The following is a 19,942-nucleotide window of genomic DNA, read 5'->3' as shown; positions in this document are numbered from 1 at the left end:
GCCGGCACGCTGCGGTTGTAGAAGCGCGCGCCGGCCGCCGTGAATCAGGTGACTAGTGCTTGTCGGCCATAGAGATGATGTGTGGCGGATCGTTGCTTCAGGAAGATCAAACGGACGACGGATATGAATCAGCAAGACATTCTTGGCGCATTGCAAGCTAGAAAGATCACGCCGGAGCAAGCGAAGGCGATGCTGGCTGCGCCGGCGCGAACGGACCAGACGGCAACACCGTCGTCGACGCCATCATCAGCGACGCCGGCCAGCGAGCGCATCGCGATCGTCGGGATGTCTGGTCGTTATCCCGGCGCTGGCTCGCTCCAAGCGTTCTGGCAGTTGCTGGCCGAAGGCAGGTCGGGAGTCCGCGACGTTCCACCGTCGCGATGGAAGGTTGAGGATTACTACGATGCTCGGCCACAGCTGCCTGGCAAGATGTATTGCAGATCGATGGGTGCGCTGGATGACATCGAATATTTCGATCCGCTGTTCTTCGGCATCTCGCCGGCAGAAGCTGCATTGATGGATCCACAGCACAGGTTGTTCCTGCAGGAAAGCTATCGTGCCTTCGAGGATGCCGCCTATGCCCCATCGCGTCTGGATGGCGCCCGATGCGGCGTCTACCTCGGCATCATGGGCAATGAGTACGTGAGCCTGTGCCAGCGTGCCGGCGCGGGCATCGGCGAAGCGACAGGAAATTCCGCATCGATTGCGGCCGCACGAATCGCCTATCACCTGAATCTGAAAGGCCCGGCGATTGCCATCGATACCGCCTGCTCGTCGTCGCTGGTGGCCACCCACCTGGCCTGCCAAGCCCTGCTCGCTGGCGAAATCGATCTCGCACTGGCTGGTGGTGTCACCTTGTACCTGACGCCGGAGAGCTATATCAGTATGTGCGGGGCCGGCATGCTCTCCGCTGCCGGCCGATGTAGTGCATTCGATAACGCTGCCGATGGCTTCGTGCCCGGCGAGGGCGCCGGTGCGCTGGTCCTCAAACGGCTCAGCGATGCGATCGCCGATAACGACCGTATTCACGCGGTCGTGCTGGGTTCGGGCATCAATCAGGATGGACGTACCAACGGCATCACTGCGCCAAGCGTCCGCAGCCAGATCGATCTGCTGCGCGATGTGTATCGACGTCATGGAATCGATCCGGCATCGATCGGCTATGTCGAGGCCCATGGCACCGGAACCAAGCTCGGCGATCCGATCGAATTCGAGGCGCTGACCACGGCCTTCCGCGAAGCGACCAGCGATACGCGGTTCTGCGCACTCGGATCGGTGAAAAGCAATATCGGGCACACCTCAGCGGCAGCGGGTGTGGCGAGCGTGCATAAGGTCGTTCTGGCGCTGCGCGAGCGGCAGCTGGTACCTAGCCTGCATTACACACAGCCCAACGAGCACTGCGCGATGGAGCTCTCGCCCTTCGTGGTCAATACCGAGCTGCGCCCATGGCAGGGCTCCGCATCGACGGCTCGGCGCGCTGCGGTGAGTTCGTTCGGCTATAGCGGCACGAATGCGCACCTCGTGCTGGAGGAGTGGACCGACCCGACCCCACTGTCTCATTCAGAACCGGAGCCGGTGCTGTTCGTGGTCTCGGCCCGCGACGTTGACCTGCTGCAGAGTCAGTGCCGCTCCCTGCTCCGCTACCTTTCCCTGGATCAGGACATTCCGCTGCCCGACGTCGCCTTCACCTTGCAGGTCGCACGCGAGGCCTTCGAACATCGACTGGCCTTTGTGGTCGATACCCGGGAAGAGGCGATCGCGAAGCTGGAGCACTACCTGTCCGGCGATGCGACGGATGATCTGCTGCTCGGGCACATCACTGCACTGATGCGCGATGCCCGCTTGCAGGATGACGATACGCAGACGCTGCACTACCACGGCAATAGCGCCGAAGGACTTGCAGCGGTGGCCGCGCGTTGGGTTCAAGGATTCGATCCGCGGTGGGGCGATCTGTCCCGATCAAGCCGCGTACGCCTGGCGCACCTACCCACCTACCCGTTCGCCAAGGAGTATTGCTGGGTAGGTGCTGTCGTCGATCGCGATGTCGCCGCTGCACCTGGACGAGACGGCCCCCCGGTCACCGACGAATGCCTACCGCAACCCGCTTCGGCGCCGGCGACACCGTTCGCGCATCTCGAACTGCTGATTCCCGAGCTCCACGTTGTGCCCTCGCCCGTTGTCGCCGGCGTCGATGCGCAGGCGCAGGTGGTCCTGGTGGGTGCAAGTGACAGCGAAGCCGCTGCGTTCGTGCATTTCTGGCCACGTGCTGATCGACTGAACTTGCCCACCGCCGGGGGTGTCGATGCGTGGGTCGCGTCGCTGCGCGCTCTGGGGCATATCGACCATATCGTCTGGATCGCAGCAGACCACGCGACTGCGCGTCCCGACGAGATTCTGGCCTATCAGAGCCAATCCGAGCAGGTGCATGCCTGCTTCCGGACGATCAAGGCAATGCTCGAGCATGGCTACGCAGCCGCGCCATTGGAGTGGACATTGATCACGCGTGAGCTCAACGCAACGCCGTCCCACGCCGCGCTACTCGGTCTGGTCGCAAGCGCGGTCAAGGAGCAGGAAAACTGGAGCGCGAGGTTAGTCGATATCGGCCGAAACGAGGCGATGCCCGTCGACCAGATCGCTGCCATACAGATTGATACGACCGGGCGGACCTGGATCCATCGTTCGGGCAAGTGGGCACGCGAGCATTTGCAGCCCGTCCCGGTGCCGTCCCGCGCCGATGGTGCCTTCCGCCGCAACGGCGTCTATCTGATCGTCGGCGGTGCCGGTGGCGTCGGCGAAGTCTTTACCAGGTACCTGTTGCGTCATTACCAGGCCCGCGTGGTGTGGGTGGGACGTCGGCCGGCCGATGGCGGCGTGGCTGCAAAGCTGGGCAATCTAGCCGATCTGGGGCCGGCCCCGCTCTACTTGCAGGCCGATGCGACTGATCCGGTCGCGCTGGCTGAGGTGCGCGTACGCGTGATGGAGACGTATGGCCAGCTTCATGGCGTCATCCATTCGGCGATCGAACTGCACGATCAGAGCGTTGCCAGCATGGATGCGCAGCGCTTCGAGCAAATCTTCGCCACCAAGGCGCAAGTGGCAAGCAATCTGTTTCGTATTTTCGGGCAGGATCCGCTGGACTGCATCGTGCTGTTCTCTTCGCTCGCAAGTTATTCGCGCGAGGCTGGCCAGAGCAACTACAGCGCCGGGAGTCTGTACCAGGATGCCTTGGCCAGATACTTGGCGAACCGTCTCGCGCCACGGATCAAGACGATCAATTGGGGCTTCTGGGGCGGCATCGGCGCGACGGCGGCATTGCCTCCAAGCGTCAGCGAGCGCTTTGCCCAACTTGGCGTCGGCGCGCTGGAGCCGGAGGAGGCGATGGATGCCCTGGAAATCTTCATGCATGCCGCTGTGCCCCAGCTAGCGGTCCTGCACCGGCTCTCGCCGGACGAGCGGCCGGAATCATCACCAGACGCTGTCTCATCCTCACCTGAAGTCGTTGAAATGCTCGAACTTCCCAATACGGTGGCCGCCATCGACGTCGAAGCCCATGTGAAAACAACGTTGCTTTCCCAGCTGGCAGCAACACTCAAGCTCGCTCCAGAGCGTATCGATCCCGATGGGGCATTCGCCTCCTACGGTGTAGATTCGATCAGCAGCGCGCGGATCGTGCGCGCACTCAACGATGCCTTGAGGATCGATGTGGCCGGCACAGCGCTGTTCGACCACAGCTCGGTGAACAAACTCGTTCACCACATCCTGCAGGCGTACGACCACGGGCAGTTGCTCCACTGTGCTGACACGTCCTTGCCACATTTTGCGGCGCCTGCGCAGACGCATGTGCAAGAGCCGCCGCACGGCGCCAGCCGCCTGCAGCCTCACACAGCTGCCGCGCCCGGCGCCGGCATCGCCGCTCCGATCGCCATCGTCGGCATGAGCGGCCGCTTTCCCGCCTCGGGCGACCTGCAGGAGCTATGGGCTCACCTGGCTGCCGGCGACGAGGTCATCGGACCGATCACGCGCTGGCAGGTCGATACCTCGCAGCTGCCGGAACATACCCGGGTGTGCCCGCGAGGCGGGTTCCTGGACGACATCGACCAGTTCGATCCGCTTTTCTTCAATATTTCCGGGACCGAAGCCACCTATATGGATCCGCAGCATCGACTGCTGCTCGAAACGTCCTGGCATGCGCTGGAAGACGCAGGGTATGCAGGGGAAAGCATCGCCGGCGCGCGCTGCGGCGTCTATATGGGGTTCAATGGTGGAGACTACGGCCAGTTGCTCCAGGAACAGCCATCGCTTCCGCCGCATGCGATGTGGGGCAATGCGGCCTCTGTCCTATCTGCACGTATCGCCTACTATCTCGACCTGCAGGGTCCGGCCATCACCTTGGACACCGCGTGTTCAAGTTCGCTGGTTGCCGTGCACCTGGCGTGCCAGGGGTTGTGGACAGGAGAAACGGACATTGCGCTTGCCGGTGGTGTCTGGATCCAGTGCACGCCAGGCTTCCTGATCTCCTCTAGCCGCGCGGGCATGCTATCGCCAACGGGTCAATGCCGCGCCTTCAGTGCCGATGCGGACGGCTTCGTGCCGTCCGAAGGCGTCGCTGTCGTCGTGCTGAAGCGACTGCAGGACGCATTGGACGCCGGGGACTATATCCATGGCGTGATTAAGGGCAGTGGGATCAATCAGGACGGTGCCAGCAATGGCATCACCGCGCCCAGCGCCGCCGCGCAGGAACGCCTGCAACGTCAGGTCTACGACACGTTCGGGATCGATCCGGAACACCTGCAGATGGTCGAGGCGCACGGAACCGGGACAATCCTCGGCGATCCGATCGAGGCTGCGGCGCTGACCCGTTCGTTCCGTCACTACACCCAGCGCAAAGGCTTCTGCGCGCTGGGGTCGATCAAGACCAACATCGGGCATACCGGTGCCGCTGCCGGTGTCGCAGGCCTGATAAAAGTCCTGCTGGCGATGCGCCACCGGCAGATCCCACCCTCGCTGCATTTCAGCCAGCCCAATCCCCATATCGCCTTCGGTGATAGCCCGTTTGTCGTCAACACCGCGCTGAAGGACTGGACCGTCCCCAGTGGGCAACGTCGGATGGCGGCCGTGAGCTCGTTTGGATTAAGCGGTACCAATGCGCATGTGGTGGTGGAAGAAGCAGAAAACGCATCGGCATCTGTCGCGCAAGCCGCTTCAGCGGAGCCTAACTTGCTCCTGTTGTCCGGTTATCGCGCCGAGGATTTGCCGGCGCAGGCCAAAGCGTTGGCCGAGCACCTGGAGCGTCATGCCGCTGTCGATATTGCCGCGGTCGGGTTCACCCTCGCAGCGGGGCGGCGTCATCACGGTCATCGCCTGGCGTTGATCGCCGGTGACGCGAAGGATGCCGCACGCGAGCTGCGCCAATGGCTGGCGGGCGCGACCTCGCGCGTGACGGCATCTGCGGCCGCACCCAGCACTGCCCACGCTGGTATTTCGGCGCAGGCGCAATATGGGATCGGCATGCTGGCGCTCGAAACCGATAGCGGCAAGCGCGAGCGTCTGTTATCCGAACTGGCGACGCTGTACGTGCAGGGAGCGCGCATGCAACTCGGCCCTGTGTTCAGGACCCAAAGGCGTCTCCCGCTCCCCGGTTACCGATTCTCGCGCAAACGGTATTGGGTTCCGCAGAGCAGCCGGGCTGGCAGCATGGCCATCGACCCGGCATCGGCTACAGGCACAGCTACAACGACGGAAGCGCCGCCGGTGGAGCCATTGCATCCGTTCGTGCATGGGGTGCTGGACACTGCACCCAACGCCAGCTTCGTCACCCGTTGGACGGGCGAGGAGTTCTTCCTTCGCGATCATGTCGTGCAAGGAGTCGCGATGCTCCCGGGTGCCGCGTGTCTGGAAATGGCATGGGCGGCCGTCGATCTGGCCTATCCAGGCCGGCATGTCCGCCAGCTGCGTAATGTGGTCTGGTTGCGTCCTCTTGTCGCCGGAGCCCCGGTGGAACTGCGGGTGGTCCTGGAGCCGCCGCAAGGCGCTGATGTCAGCTTCCGCGTGCTCGGTGTGGACAACGACATACCGCACTGCCAGGGCCGTGCGGTGTTGGGTCGAGCATCCCCTTCGCCGATGATCGACCTTGCATCGATCCGCAGCCGCTGCAAGCAACGCCAGTTGTCCGCGCGCGACTACTACGACGCCTTCAAGCTCATGGGACTTGCCTATGGGGAAAGTTACCGGGGTATCGAACGGGCATTCGTTGGCGCGGACGAGATTCTGGCACAGGTCAGGGTGCCCGCCAGCGCCGAGCAGACGCATCCGGACTTCCTGATGCACCCGAGTCTGCTCGATAGCGCACTGCAGGTGTCGATCGGTTTTGAGATCGGAGTCGAGCGCGCTATGGACCCGGTTGAGGAGACGCAGCCGCGTTCACTGATGCTGTTTGCACTCGATCAGCTGCAGGTGTTCGGCCACTGTCCGGCTCAGGTCTGGGTCTGGATTCGCCGCGAGCCAGGCGCATCCAGCCATAGGCTCAACATCGATCTCTTTGACGCGGCTGGACAGATCCTGATCAAGTTGCAGGGCGTCACCTCGCGCCCGAGCGGCGGACCTGCGCGCAGCGACACAAGGCCGGCTACCGCACTGCCCACGCCGTCCAGCAGAGGGCTGGATCAAGCGGCGCCGGCACGCACTGAACCAGGGGCCGCGGCTGCAGAAAGCGCTCAGGCAACGCGTGATGACCTGTGTGCGGACGCCTTGCGCGACGCGTGCCCGGTCGGCACCTTGACCTTGGCCCCGGTCTGGGAACCGACACTCCCCCCGGAGGCAAGTCCATGGCCAGGCAACAAAGAAGCGCTTGTGGTCATCGGCGGTGACGAGACCCAGCGTTCGTCGCTCAAAAGCCTCTATCCGCGCGCGAAGTATCTTCCAGCATCGATCGGCGACACCGCCGAACACGCCGCCGACCAACTGCGCAGCATCGGCAAGCTGGATCACCTTCTATGGTTGGTACCGGAGAGCGCATACCGCAGCATTGACGGCGAAAGCATCGTCAACGAACAGCAGCGCGGCGTGCTGACCATCTTCCGGCTCGTCAAGGCATTGGTGAAGCTCGGACACGCCGACAAGCCGCTGGGCCTGACGATCATCACCAAAGGCAGCCAACCGGTGCTCGAGGGTGAAGCGAACGACCCCACTCACGCTGGCGTGCACGGGATCGTCGGAACCGCCGCCAAGGAATATCCACGCTGGCGCGTGCGCCTGCTGGATCTGCAGCCAGGCGCGCCATGGCCACTGGGAGATCTATTGACCATTCCTGCGGACGCCGACGGCAATGCCTGGGCGTCACGTCATGGGAGATGGTATCGGCAGCGCTGGATGCCGTGCGCGATGCCCCCGCCGACGCAGCCGGCGTTCCGTCAAAACGGCGTCTATGTCCTGATCGGAGGCGCCGGCGGTATCGGCGAGGCGTTCAGTGAATATCTGATTCGTCAGTACACGGCCCAGGTGGTATGGATCGGGCTGCGAAAGCGCGACGATGTCATCGAACAGAAGATCAGCCGTCTGAGCGCGCTGGGGCAAGCGCCCTACTACATCTCGGCCGATGCCACCGACCAAGTCGCACTGGAGCGGGCTTGTATCGAGGTCGAGACGCAGTTCGGAACGATCCATGGGGTCGTCCATGCGGCGCTGCTCATGGCTGGCGATACGCTAGAGCGCATGGACGAACAGCGCTTCTGGCGCGGCTTAGCCGCCAAGATCGAAGTCTCGGTGCGCATGGCCCAGGCTTTTGCGCATTTGCCGTTGGACTTCGTACTGTTCTTTTCATCCATCCAGGCCTTGGAAAAGACCGAACGCCAAGCGAACTACGCAGCTGGATGCACCGTCGAAGATGCCTACGCCGCCAGGTTGGCACGAGAATGGAACTGTCCGGTGCGCGTGGTGAACTGGGGTTATTGGGGCAGCGTCGGTTTTGCCGCCGTTTCCAGTGGTTACCGCAACTGGATCGCGCAAGCTGGGATGGGCTCGGTGGAGCCGGCAGAGGGGATGCTCGCACTGGAAAAATTGCTGGCCGGCCCTTTCCGCCAGCTGGCGTTCGTCAAGACAGAACGGCCGAACGCGTTGCGGGGAGTGCAGTTCTCCGACGACCGATTGACACGCGTGGAGGACGCCGCGCCAGTGGTACCACTGGATGTCCAGATAGACATGGATCCCGCCGCACTGGTCAGCGAGGGCCTGCCCCCGCGATTCGAAGCACTGCTGCTGGAGCTGATGTGCCACGAACTCGAACAGCTTGGCGCGTTCGCTGATGTGCAGGTATCTGATCATCCAGTCGTGGCCCAGTACCGTCCCTGGCTGCGGCACACCCTGGACGTGCTTGCGCAGCACGGCCTGGCTGCCGAACACGATGGTCGCTGGCGACGGCTCGGGCCGTCGGCGACGGCATCGCCTTGGGTGGAATGGGAGCGTTGCGCGCAGCAATGGCGCGCAACTCCGCAGCTCGCCGCTCCGGTCTTGTTGGCCGAAGCAACGCTTCGTGAGCTGGGTCAAGTGCTCGGTGGCAAGCGCGCCGCCACCGATGTGCTATTTCCGAAGTCATCGTCGCACCTGGTGGAAGGAATCTATCGCGACAGCCCGGTGCCGGACTTCTTCAATCGTGTCCTCTGCCAGGTGGTGACCCGCTACATCGAACGGCGTCGTCGTCTGGATCCGGAGGTGCGTCTGCGTATCCTGGAGATCGGCGCCGGCACCGGTGGCACCACCGCGCCGTTGATCCAGGTCCTAGCACCGTATACCGATGTCATTGCCGACTACCTGTTCACCGACATCTCCAAGGCATTCGTGGTGGCCGCGGAGAACGACTACGGCAAGCAGGTGCCCTACATGCGCTACCAGACCTTCGACGTCGAGCGCGCAGTGGCGCCTCAGGACATCGGCATCGGGGAATTCGATATCGTCATTGCCGCAAACGTCCTGCACGCGACCGTCGATATCCACAAGACGCTGCGCAATGCCAAGGCGGCCCTGAAGCGCAACGGCGTCATCGTCCTGAACGAGGTGAGCGCCACCAGCCTGTTCGCCCATGCCACCTTCGGTCTGCTCAAGGGATGGTGGCTATATGCAGATGCCCATTTGCGTCTTCCCGGGTCGCCGGCGTTGTCGCCGGAATCGTGGTGCGATGTCCTGGCCGAGGAGGGTTTCGGTGCGATTGCATTGCCGGCCCAGAACGCCAGTGCGCTGGGACAGCAGATCATCGTCGCCGCCAGCGATGGCTGGGTCCGCCAGCCGCTCGCCAGTACGATGGTTCGAGTCGAGCACGTCGCAGCTCGCGCCAAGCCAATCACTGCCGCCGTGGCGCAGGTCGCGGTCGAACAGCTCGAGGTCGAGACCGACAGCGCTGCTGCCTCGCTTCGCCGGCTTGTCCGCAGCACCCTCGCCGACACGCTCGCTATCGACGTGGCCGACATCCGTGACGACATCCAACTCTCGGATTACGGCCTGGATTCGATGCTGGCAGTGCAGGCGGTAGAGGTACTCAACACGCAGGCGGACACCAGCTTGACCACGACCAGCCTGTTCGACCATCCGACAGTGGACGCCATCGTGGCGCATATCCAAAGGATTGGTGGGACTGTGCCCACATCGCTTCCATCCAGCCCCGCACCGACAACGATAACGGCACCTACGGCTGCGCTACCGGCGTCAACGGATCGCATCACACAGGCGATTGTTCAGACCTTGATCGAGGTTGCCGGTATCGAGCGTAGTGACATGCGCTCCGATGCGCAGTTCGTGGACTACGGCATCGATTCGATGCTGGCGGTTCAGATCGTCGAGGTGTTGAACCAGAGCTTCGAGATCGAGCTGACCAGCACGGTCTTGTTCGACCATCCAACCATTGATGCACTGGTCCTGCATATCGGTGCGCTGCTTCCCGGCGTAGATGCTGCGCCGACCACACCGGCAACGAGCGGCATCGGACACTCGGCCGCCGCCGTCGCATCGGTTTCGAGTAATGGCCTGCGTCAGCGTCTGCTGCAGGAACTATGTGCCGTGCTGGACATTGATGCTGGCGACTTCGACGCGCAGCTCCCGTTCGCCGACTACGGCCTGGATTCCATGCTCGCCGTGCAATGGGTGGAGCGTCTGAACCAGTCGCTGCAGTTAGAGCTGACCACGACAAGTCCATTCGACCATCCGACCCTGGATGCGTTGCTGCGGCACATCATGGAGGGACGCGAAGAACATGAGTGGGTAGTCGACGACGCCTTGACGACATCGGTATCGCGGACCACGTCTGGAAAAACACGCCCCCAACCCTTGAGCTACACGATATGAACCGATCAGCGTCAAGGAGCAGTCTTGTTGACGCAGGTCGTACCGAACGACGCCATTGGTGCTGTCAGTGGCTGGTATTGATCTCCTGGCGTCGTCGATCCACCCAACAGCGCGGGATATCGTCCCGCCAAAGCCGGAGGTGAAGATGTCTGAGCAAGATACATCCGAGGATTTCATCGTGCTGATCAATGATGAGGAGCAGTACTCGCTTTGGTCATGTTCCATCGACGTCCCCGCAGGATGGCGGGTGGTGCACGGCCCGTCGACCAAACAGGCATGCCTGGACTATGTCGATGACGTCTGGACAGACCTCACGCCGCGCAGCGTCCGTTTGGCGTTGCAGGAAAACGCATCCGGCAGCGGCAGCACGCAATGAGCGAGGCATCGATGCGCATCCGCGTGGCCGAGGATGTGGCGCTGCATGTGCGCGTCTGGGGGACACCACCGATCAAGTTGCTGTTGGTCCACGGTTTTGGACAAGGTGGCTTCGTCTGGCGTGCGCTCGCACACTCGATGCCAGAGTGTGGGATCGCAGCCGTCGATTTGCGCGGCCATGGCGACTCAGACCGTGATCGTACGCGACATTATTCGGTGGTATCGCATGTCGAGGATGTCGTCACGGTAGCGCGTGCGCTCGAGCTGCGGGACTATGTTTTGATCGGGCATTCATTGGGTGCGGTGGTTTCGATTCTGGCTGCCGAGCGCTTGCCCTGCCCTCCGCGTGCGGTCGTATTGATCGACGGTGGCCCCGGCTTGAGTGCGTCGACGTCAGCCTATATCCGCGACGAATTCCTTCGCTCGAAGTTCCGTTATCACTCCATTGCCGAATACCAGGAGCACCTGCAGGCATCGATGCCACTGGCGGCGACATCGCTGCTGCAGGCCATCGCCAGTGATGCGCTGCAAGCGCTGGGGCCGGCAGAGTTCCGGCTCAAGGCGGATCGGGCGCTCGGCTACCAGGAGCCGTGTCCCAGGCTTGAGCAGACGTTGTGGGATGCGCTCGAACGCATCATGGTTCCGCTATTGCTGGTGCGTGGCGCCGTATCGGCGTTATGCTCCAAGCGCTGGACCGAGGACTTTCTCGCTCGTATACCGCATGCGACCGTCGAAGCGGTGGACAGGGCCGGCCATGCTGTCATGTTGGATAACCCGGTGCGCTTCAATGCATTGGTCCGCCACTATGTCTCCCATTGGCTGGATTCCCACGGCGCTCCGCCGCTTCACCTCGATCAACTGGGTTGAACGATGCTTTGGCATGCTGTCATTACGCGTTTCAGCTATCGCCATTCGACCACGCGAGCCGGTCTGAACGGCGTGCTGGTTTCGGTACTTCGCCGCGATCCCTTGCAGCCCGAACGCCTGGCGTTTCGCTATTGCCTGTTCGAGCTGACCTGTTTGCCATCGCTGCTGGCCCAGACCGAGCAGAACTTCGACTGGTTCATCATCGTAGATCCGGACCTGCCGCAGCCGTGGCGTGAGCGGCTACAGACCCTGGTGGCCGCCCGGGCACGCACCCATCTGCACGACTACGATCCCGGCGAGGACCTGAGCGGGACACAGTGGCTGAGTCGGCATGCGCCGCCGCAGGCAAGCCTGTTGGTGACGACGCTGCTGGACGACGACGATGCGCTGCCATCGAACTTCATCGAACAGATGCAGCGCGTGATCACCGAGCGCAGCAGCGAGCTTGCTCCCGTGGCGACGTTGGCGAGCAGAAACAGCCGGCAATGGGAGTTGCTGCATAGCCGGCGAGCACCACTCGGCTATCAATGCACCTGGCATCGCGGCAATTGGGTTCTCTCCACCGGACTCTCGCTGTTGTGTCGGTGGCCGCAACATAACGTGACGGTGCTTGCAATCCACCACCAGGTCGCGGACCTGTGGTATCGGTCGGAACGCGGTCCTGCGCTGATGCAGCTGCTTCAGGAACGCTGGTCGCTGCCCGATGACCGTGCGGTCGAGGCGACCGCCTTCATCGCAGGTCGCATGGATGACTTCAGCGGTCGTGTTGCCGGCTACGATGAGACCACGGTCGCCCCCAATGACCGGCTCCTGCGCTTTGTCGATATGAGCGATGTCGTCGAGCCATTTGTCGTCAGTAACCACTTCGGCAACGACCAGGTCCTGCGCTTGTTCGAGCCAAAATCCGACCGCGTGCCGGTGCAAGGAGCAGCGGATTTTCCAGGTGTGCCCATCGACCTGGGAGGATTTCAGCGCAAGGCCCGCAGCTTCGCCAAGCGACCTCGCATCTACCGCAGTTTGCTTGCAGAGCTCTGGTCCAGGCCGATTCCACTGTGGCCGCGACTACGCCTGCTGGCATGGGCGAGCTGGCGTTTTGCCCGAGCATGAGCGCGATAGGCCGATGGACGACAAGGAGAGCACGATGCGCGCGATGATCTTCCCGGGACAGGGTTCTCAGAAATCCGGTATGGGTGGCGAGCTATTCGACCTGCGCGACTACACCGAGATCGAGCAACAGGTCGACGCGCTACTGGGCTACTCGCTGCGTCGGATGTGTCTCGACAACGCGCAAGCGCTGACCGACACCCGGATCACCCAGCCATGCCTGTACATGGTCAACGCCTTGCACGGTATCCGCGCGCTAGATAGTGGCATGGCGGTCGCTTGCGTCGCCGGGCATAGCCTCGGCGAGTACAACGCACTACAGGCGGCAGGCGTCTTCGATCTGATGACAGGACTGCGCCTGGTGACCAAGCGCGGTGAATTGATGGCAGAGGTGCAGGGTGGCGCGATGATCGCCGTGCTCGGACTGAGTTCGGCCAGGATCATCGAGATCATGATGGCCGAAGGGTTGGAGGCCATCGATGTTGCCAACTACAACGCACCCACGCAAACCGTCATTTCCGGTCCGGCCGCCGAGGTGGAGAACGCCGCGCGCGTGTTCGAACTGGCCGGTGCGGCAGCATGCATTCGTCTGCCCGTCAGCGGAGCGTTCCATTCCCGTGGCATGGCGAACGCAGCTCGCGCATTTGCCGATTTCATCGAAGATGTGGTCTTTCTTCGCCCGCAGATACCCGTCATCTCCAACGTGACGGGAACGTTCTATCCGGCCCAGGCGTCTAGCGCAGTCATTGGATCCCTTCTGGTCCGGCAGATGGTGCGGCCGGTGCTCTGGGTCAAGTGCGTGGAAAGCATGCTGAAGGTCGGCACCACTTCGTTCGAGGAAGCCGGTCCGGGGAGCGTCCTGACCCGTTTGATCTCGCAGATCCGCGTGAGCGCCCCCCCGCCTGTCGTTACCCACTGAGACCCGGAAGGAAAATGGACACCACGCCTCGAGGCCAGGCCGCCGTCATCCTGATGTACCACCGCATTGCCGACGATGGCACCGATCTGTGCGTTTCCCCTGCCGAGTTTCGGGAGCATCTGGCCTTTCTGGACGATGCTGGATATCGCGTGCTTCCGCTGCAGACACTGGCTGCAGGATTGAAAAGCGGTGCCCTGCCCGAGCGCAGCGTCGCGATCACCTTCGATGACGGGTATCTGGATGCGCTCACGCACGCCGCGCCGGTCCTGCAGGAGTTCGGGTTTCCGGCGACGTTTTTCGCCATCTCCTCCACGCTCGATGGACCAGGCGAGTTCTGGTGGGAAACGCTCGAGCGCGTGTTTGCGCATTCGGACCTTCCGCCGTCTATCGACAAGGCACTGCCTGACGGGGTCGGTGAGATGCCGACCAGAACACGCCAAGAGCGGCGGGCTGCGTTCGACGCGGTCAGGGCAACCTTCTACCCGTTGCCCCTCGAAGTACGGCAGGCGCGCATCCGCGAACTTTTGCAATGGAGCGGTTTGCCGTCGTCGACGAACGCGACACATGTCCGGGCGTTGAACCCCGATGAACTGCGTGTGTTGAGTCGCTTGCCAGGCATGGAGATCGGTGCGCACACCGAAAACCACCTATTGCTTCCCGCGCAGCCGGCCACGACCAAGCAACGCGAGATCGTGCTCGGCAAACGTCGGTTGGAAGCCGTGCTCGAGCAGGAGGTTGCGACCCTCTCCTACCCGCACGGCGGATTCGACCAGGAGACCGTCGAATTTACGGCACAGGCGGGTTTCACCGTGGCGGTCACCACCGGCAACCTGGCTGCGTCTGCAGAGCACCATTCACTGGTGCTACCGCGTCTTGGGATCCGTTCGGGAGACGACCTGCGCTTGCGTCTGGAGGCCTTGTTCAGCGCAGGAGCGCTTGCTCCGCGGCCGAGTGAGCACGCATGAGCCTGGTCACGCTACGCGCGTTGAGGAAGTCCTACGGCCCTGCGGAGCATTGCGTTGACGTGCTGCATGGTCTGGATCTGACCATTGCGCAGGGCGAATTCCTGGCGCTGATGGGTCCCTCCGGCTCGGGCAAGTCCACCCTGCTCAATATCATTGCCGGACTGGATAAGCCGACCTCGGGCGAAGTGCGGGTTGCGGACGAGGATATTTCAAGCATGAACACCACGCAGCTCGCGCATTGGCGGGCACGCCAGATCGGCTTTGTATTCCAGCTCTACAATCTGATGCCGGCGTTGACCGCTGCGCAGAATGTCGAACTGCCGCTGCTGTTGACACGCCTGAGCGCGGTGCGGCGCAGGCAGCAGGTCCATATCGCCATGGATCTGGTAGGACTTTCGCACCGCGTCCATCACAAGCCGTCGCAGCTTTCAGGGGGACAACAACAACGCGTCGCCATCGCACGCGCCATCGTCACCGATGCGCCACTGCTGGTCTGCGACGAGCCGACCGGCGACCTCGATCGGACCAGCGCCGATGAGGTGCTTGCGTTGCTTGGCGCGCTCAATCGCGAGCACGGCAAGACGATCGTCATGGTCACCCATGACCCGTTGGCCGCAGCGCGTGCGACGCGCCAGTTACATCTGGACAAGGGGCGTACCATCGACGCCCCTGCGGTTCACTGAGCCGACCTGCCATGCGCTATGTTTTTCTGGGAAGGACGGGTTTGCGGATCTCGCAGCTGTGCCTGGGCATGGTCGATTTCGGTACGCGCGTATCGCCGGACGTATCGCGGCTGATCTGGAATCGATCCATCGATGCTGGGATCAATCTCTTCGACACGGCCGATGCCGCCCCCGAAAGTGAGGCCTTGCTGGGAGTCTTCGCGCACGAAAAGCGCCAAGCATTGGTGATTTCGACCAAGGTATTCCGCCAGACCGGTCCCGGAGTGAATGATGCGGGACTCTCGCGCAAGCATATTGTGCAGGCATGCGAGGCATCGCTGCGTCGTCTCAAGACCGACTATATCGATGTGTACCTGGCGCACTCGGACGATTTCCTGACACCGATCGAGGAGACGCTGAGCGCCTTCGACCAGCTCGTCAGGCAGGGAAAGGTGTTGTACGTAGGGGCGTCCAACTACACGGCATGGCGCCTCAACGAGGCGCTCTGGATCGCGCTGATACGCAATTGCGCCAGCTACTGCTGCATACAGGCGCTCTACAATCTGCGCGATCGGGACATCGAGATCGATCTGCTGCCGATGTGTTCGCAGAAGGGTATCGGTGTTCTTGCCTGGAGTCCGCTCGCACGGGGAGCGCTGACAGAAAGGGTGAGCGATCTTCAGCAAGGCGCCTGGAGTCCTGATGCCGTCGAGCCGGGTGTTCTCTCCGCACTCGCTGAGGTGGCTGCACAACTGGGGCGACCGAGGTCACAGGTCGCCATGCGCTGGATATTGAACCGCTCCGGCATCAGCGCCATTGTGTTTGGCGCCTCGTCGCCGATTCAGCTAGAGCAGAATCTCGGTGCGTCCGATCTCCAGCTTTCGCCGGCTCAGATGACGCTGCTCGATGCAGCGACAGCGCCGCGCATGCCGTATCCGGCAAGTATCGAACCGTTCGCACGCTCGCTCAGGTCCTCCGAGTGACTCCAGGTCGCCGATAGATCTGGTACTCCCATTTCAGGAAGGCATCGAATGAACCCAGCATCCATCGAGTTGACGCCGAGAGTGGCTATTCAATGAATCATCTGTTGCTGGTCTGGAAAGGACTATGGAGAAAGCCGGTGCGTACCGGCCTGACTTTCGCTTCGATGACCGTGGCGTTCCTGTTGTTCGGACTGCTCAGCGGCATCAACCAGGGGCTGAACACGGTCACTGAACGGTTCCATCTGGATCGCCTGTACGTGATGAACCGCATCAGCATGTATCACCCACTGGGGTTGCCATTGGCGGAGCAGATACAAAAGATCCCTGGAGTAGCGGATGTTGCCTACTGGGCCTACTTTGTCGGCTATTACCAGCGGCCTACGGTGCAGTTGCCGATTGTCGCCGCCGATGTCCAGCGAATGTTCCGCATGTATCCCGAGCTGCGCCTGCCTGCCGAGAAGGTACAGGACATGCTTCGCATCAGGTCCGGGGCGATCATCAGCCGCAACCTGGCAAAGCGCTTCAACTGGAAGCCTGGCGACAGGATACCGATCAAGTCCTCGCTTTGGCCGCGCAAGGATGGGAGCGATGTGTGGTACTTCGACGTGGTCGGCATTTATGAGCCAATTGAGGCATCTCCTGCACTCAACGACCTGTTCTTCATCAATCTGGAGTACTTCGATGAGGCACGTGCCTATGGGGCCGGCTCGGTCCACCTGATGATCGTCCGCGTGCAGGACGAGCGACAGAGCGGAGCGATCGCCAAGACGATCGATGACATGGCGGAAAATTCCGCGTTCCAGACCCGTACCCGCACCGAGAACGCGTACGCCGCCGTGCAGTGGCGACAGATCAACGATCTGCGCAAGGTCAGCAATTTCATCATCGGGACCGTCTTGTTCACCCTGATCGTGGTCAGTGCCAGCACCATGATGCAGTCGGTGCGCCAACGCTTCGCGGAGCTCGCCCTGCTGATGACGCTGGGTTTTACCCCGTTGCGTATTGCCCTGTTGATCCTCGCAGAGTCATTGCTGCTGTGTCTGTTGGCGGCGGCGGCGGGGATCGGTCTGACAACGCTGGTATTTCCGTCCGTTGCCGAGCTGTTCGGTGCCATGCGGCTGCAGCCGGCAGCCATGGTCTATGTGCTGCTCATCGCGGTCGGCATTGCCGTGGTCAGCGCGGTGCTGCCGATTCTTCGGGCGATGCGATTCAGCATCGTCGCCGCCTTGTCCGGACGCTAGGAGGCCTTATGCCATCGTTCAAACTGATCGTCTCGGCCGTTGTGATGAATTTGCATGGACTTGTGGGCAGGCGCGTCAATGCCTTGGTCATGATCGTCAGCATCGCGGGTGTCGTAGCGGTTTTCTCCGGCGTTCTGGCGATGAATGCCGGGCTCGACGAGGCCATGCGCGACGCCGGCCGGTCCGATCGCGTCATCGTGCTGCGTGCCGGCTCCACCGTCGAGATCGCAAGTGCGATCTCGCACGAAGAGCGGAACATGATCGCCAATTCCGCCGACTTGCGACGGAGCCCGGATGGGATGCCATTGATCACTGGGGAGGCGGTTGCGCCGCTGACCTTGATCGAGCGTGGCAGCGGCATGGAGGTCAACGGCACCATCCGTGGCGTTGGAACGGAAATCATGGCGATGCGTCCGGAAATAAAGATCGTCCAAGGCCGCATGTTCGAGCCCGGCAAGTTCGAGATCGTGGTCGGGCGCAAGGCCTTGGAGCAGTTCCGTGGTCTGGCGCTGGGAAGCGATCTGGTCGCTTATGGCACAACGTGGAAGGTCGTCGGGATCTACTCGGCAGGCCGCAGCATTCGCGAATCCGAGTTGATGGCCGATGTGAGTACCATCATGAGCGTCAGCCATCGCCCCATGTTCCAGAACATCACGGTCGTGCTTCCTGGCGCAGAGGCATTCACACGTTTCAAGAAGGCGTTGGCGGCCAACCCGAGCCTGGCGATGGATGTATTCACCGAACCGGAGTTCCTCCAGCGGGAAACCCAGAGTCTGAACCGCATGCTGCGCTTCATGGCCTACGTGATGGGTGGCATCATGGCGTTGGGTGCGACATTTGTCGCGATCAATGCGATGTACTCCAGTATCGACGATCGGCGAAGGGAGATCGCCACCTTGCGCGCCATCGGCTTTCCGCCGGTTGTCGTCGTAGCATCGATCCTCGTGGAGGCCGCATTGCTTGCGCTGGTGGGTGGCGTACTGGGTGCGGCGATGGCCTGGCTGGTAGCCAACGGCAGCACCGTCAGTACTGCCGTTGGTGGTGATCTGCGCCAACTGGTGTTCAATGTGGTACTGACGCCGTCAGTGGTACTGAAAGGGTTATGCGCGGCATTGCTGATCGGGGTTCTTGGCGGCCTGATTCCAGCCGTGCGATCGATAAAGAGCCAGGTCGTCGACGACCTGCGAGCCATTTGAGAATCGGGAGACGCTATGGAAGCGAAGGAAATTGCGAGAATCTCCAGGCCTGATGCTGCGCTGTTCTTGCGCGACTATGTTCAGACGCGCACACCGGTGATCATCACGGATCTGTTTGCGGGGGAGCGCATCGACACGATACGTACCAAGGCGGACGCCAGTGCCGCTTTCGGTAGCGTTCCTCTGCACGTACAGACCGAGTACGCAGTGGCGGCGAGCTCTCCTGAGACCGCGGTCGAAACGACGATGACGTTCGACCAGTATTGGGCGCATGTGCGGGAGCATCCCGATACTGCCTTGCTGTCCACCGAGTACGAGATTCCCGCGAAGATCATGCAGATGTTCCGGCTCCCGGAGTTGTGCCTCGCCGACGATCTGCATGAGCCGGAGGTCCTGGGCATGCCGCGAAAGTATGGAGATCACGACCTGTGCGCGAATATTTTCGTGGCCAATCAAGGCAACCGTGCCCACCTGCACTTCGATGGCGACCATCGGCAGGTCCTGTTGCACCAATTGTTCGGCCGGAAGCGGGTCCTGCTGTTCCAGCCAGAGACCTGCATCCACTTGAGGACCGCAGCCGGATCGCCCTGGTCCTCGGGCGTCTACCTAGAGAGGATGTCCCCGCAAGAGCAACTGGACTTCGTCGCCGAGGTGGGCGGTTACCACGCGGTGCTGCAGCCCGGCGAGACCATCTATATGCCGGCCTTGATCTGGCATTATCTTGGCTACATCGACGATGCGATGTCGTTTAATTTGCGCTTCAAACGCAATAGATTCGGTCGTTTTCTCTGCGTGGACAATGTCCATCGCGATTCGTACATCCAGAACCTTGGTTCGCGGCTTGCCGGATCGCATCATCATGCAGGCTACGCCAGGCTGATGCCGGAGATCGAAGCGGAATACGTGCGGCCGCGCGCGACGCTCAGAGAGAAGGTGATCGGGATGCGCTCGGTGCTTCGCAGCGCCTGTGCAGAACTGCTGCCGGACACGGCGTCGTCCCAGTTCTGTCCGCCACAGTTGGAAGGCCAGGAAGTGGACAAAATCATTGCAGACATCGGAGAAACCGCACGCTATATCGAGCCGGCATTGGCCGCTCGCTCCCGCCCTGTCGGTGCGATCAGCCCCGTGCAAAAGCAGACAATTGAACGTACCGCGGCAAGGCTGGGTTATTCCGGCGCAGTTCTTTCCCATCTGTTATGGAACCGGCTCGGCAAGCTTACGCTGGACAGCCTGACCAAGACCGAGGCCGTACAGTTCATGGTGTACATGCGATCGCCTGGTGCGGCGCTGTAACCCAAGGC

Annotated in this window: 11 protein-coding genes; all 11 read left to right on the top strand. The window is 62.1% G+C overall.

What is annotated here, in order from left to right; translation table 11 throughout:
- Positions 1–123: 123 nt before the first annotated feature.
- The 11 genes from FHT09_RS16570 to FHT09_RS16520 all read left to right on the top strand — a co-directional run bounded on the left by FHT09_RS16570 (position 124) and on the right by FHT09_RS16520 (position 19,934).
- The gene (locus tag FHT09_RS16570; protein ID WP_184417028.1) at positions 124–10,329 is read left to right on the top strand and encodes an SDR family NAD(P)-dependent oxidoreductase; all 10,206 of its coding nucleotides are present in this window, start codon (positions 124–126) and stop codon (positions 10,327–10,329) included.
- Positions 10,330–10,474: 145 nt separating this feature from the next.
- Positions 10,475–10,705, top strand: coding sequence for an MbtH family NRPS accessory protein (locus tag FHT09_RS16565; RefSeq protein ID WP_104606202.1), 231 nt, complete (start codon positions 10,475–10,477; stop codon positions 10,703–10,705).
- Positions 10,702–11,571 (top strand): alpha/beta hydrolase, encoded by an 870-nt coding sequence (locus FHT09_RS16560; protein WP_104606201.1) that lies wholly within the window; start codon positions 10,702–10,704, stop codon positions 11,569–11,571. Before FHT09_RS16565 ends, FHT09_RS16560 begins: the two co-directional genes overlap by 4 nt.
- A 3-nt stretch (positions 11,572–11,574) precedes the next feature.
- Positions 11,575–12,678: a glycosyltransferase gene (locus tag FHT09_RS16555; protein WP_104606200.1), complete on the top strand. Its 1,104-nt coding sequence runs from the start codon at positions 11,575–11,577 to the stop codon at positions 12,676–12,678.
- Between the two features lie 13 nt (positions 12,679–12,691).
- Complete coding sequence (gene fabD / locus FHT09_RS16550; RefSeq protein WP_219842983.1) at positions 12,692–13,594, top strand: ACP S-malonyltransferase; 903 nt, start codon at positions 12,692–12,694, stop codon at positions 13,592–13,594.
- A 14-nt stretch (positions 13,595–13,608) separates the two neighbouring features.
- Complete coding sequence (locus tag FHT09_RS16545; protein WP_104606199.1) at positions 13,609–14,559, top strand: polysaccharide deacetylase family protein; 951 nt, start codon at positions 13,609–13,611, stop codon at positions 14,557–14,559.
- A complete protein-coding gene (locus FHT09_RS16540; protein WP_104606198.1) occupies positions 14,556–15,242 on the top strand; it encodes an ABC transporter ATP-binding protein in 687 nt (228 codons plus the stop codon). The genes FHT09_RS16545 and FHT09_RS16540 overlap by 4 nt, the downstream gene beginning before the upstream one ends.
- 11 nt (positions 15,243–15,253) lie before the next feature.
- Positions 15,254–16,204, top strand: coding sequence for an aldo/keto reductase (locus tag FHT09_RS16535; protein WP_104606197.1), 951 nt, complete (start codon positions 15,254–15,256; stop codon positions 16,202–16,204).
- Positions 16,205–16,296: 92 nt separating this feature from the next.
- Positions 16,297–17,445 (top strand): ABC transporter permease, encoded by a 1,149-nt coding sequence (locus tag FHT09_RS16530; protein ID WP_104606196.1) that lies wholly within the window; start codon positions 16,297–16,299, stop codon positions 17,443–17,445.
- Positions 17,446–17,453: 8 nt separating this feature from the next.
- Entirely contained in the window at positions 17,454–18,641 is a 1,188-nt protein-coding gene (locus FHT09_RS16525; RefSeq protein WP_104606195.1) for an FtsX-like permease family protein, read from the top strand.
- Between the two features lie 15 nt (positions 18,642–18,656).
- Positions 18,657–19,934 carry a cupin-like domain-containing protein gene (locus tag FHT09_RS16520; protein ID WP_104606194.1) on the top strand — a complete coding sequence of 426 codons (1,278 nt, stop codon included), beginning with the start codon at positions 18,657–18,659 and terminating at the stop codon, positions 19,932–19,934.
- Positions 19,935–19,942: the final 8 nt, after the last annotated feature.

It is taken from the genome of Xanthomonas sp. CFBP 8152 (genome assembly GCF_014199025.1).
GTDB classification, from domain to species: domain Bacteria; phylum Pseudomonadota; class Gammaproteobacteria; order Xanthomonadales; family Xanthomonadaceae; genus Xanthomonas; species Xanthomonas arboricola_B.
The sequence above is the reverse complement of the archived record's forward strand: the minus strand, read 5'-3'. Positions and strand labels throughout refer to the sequence as shown.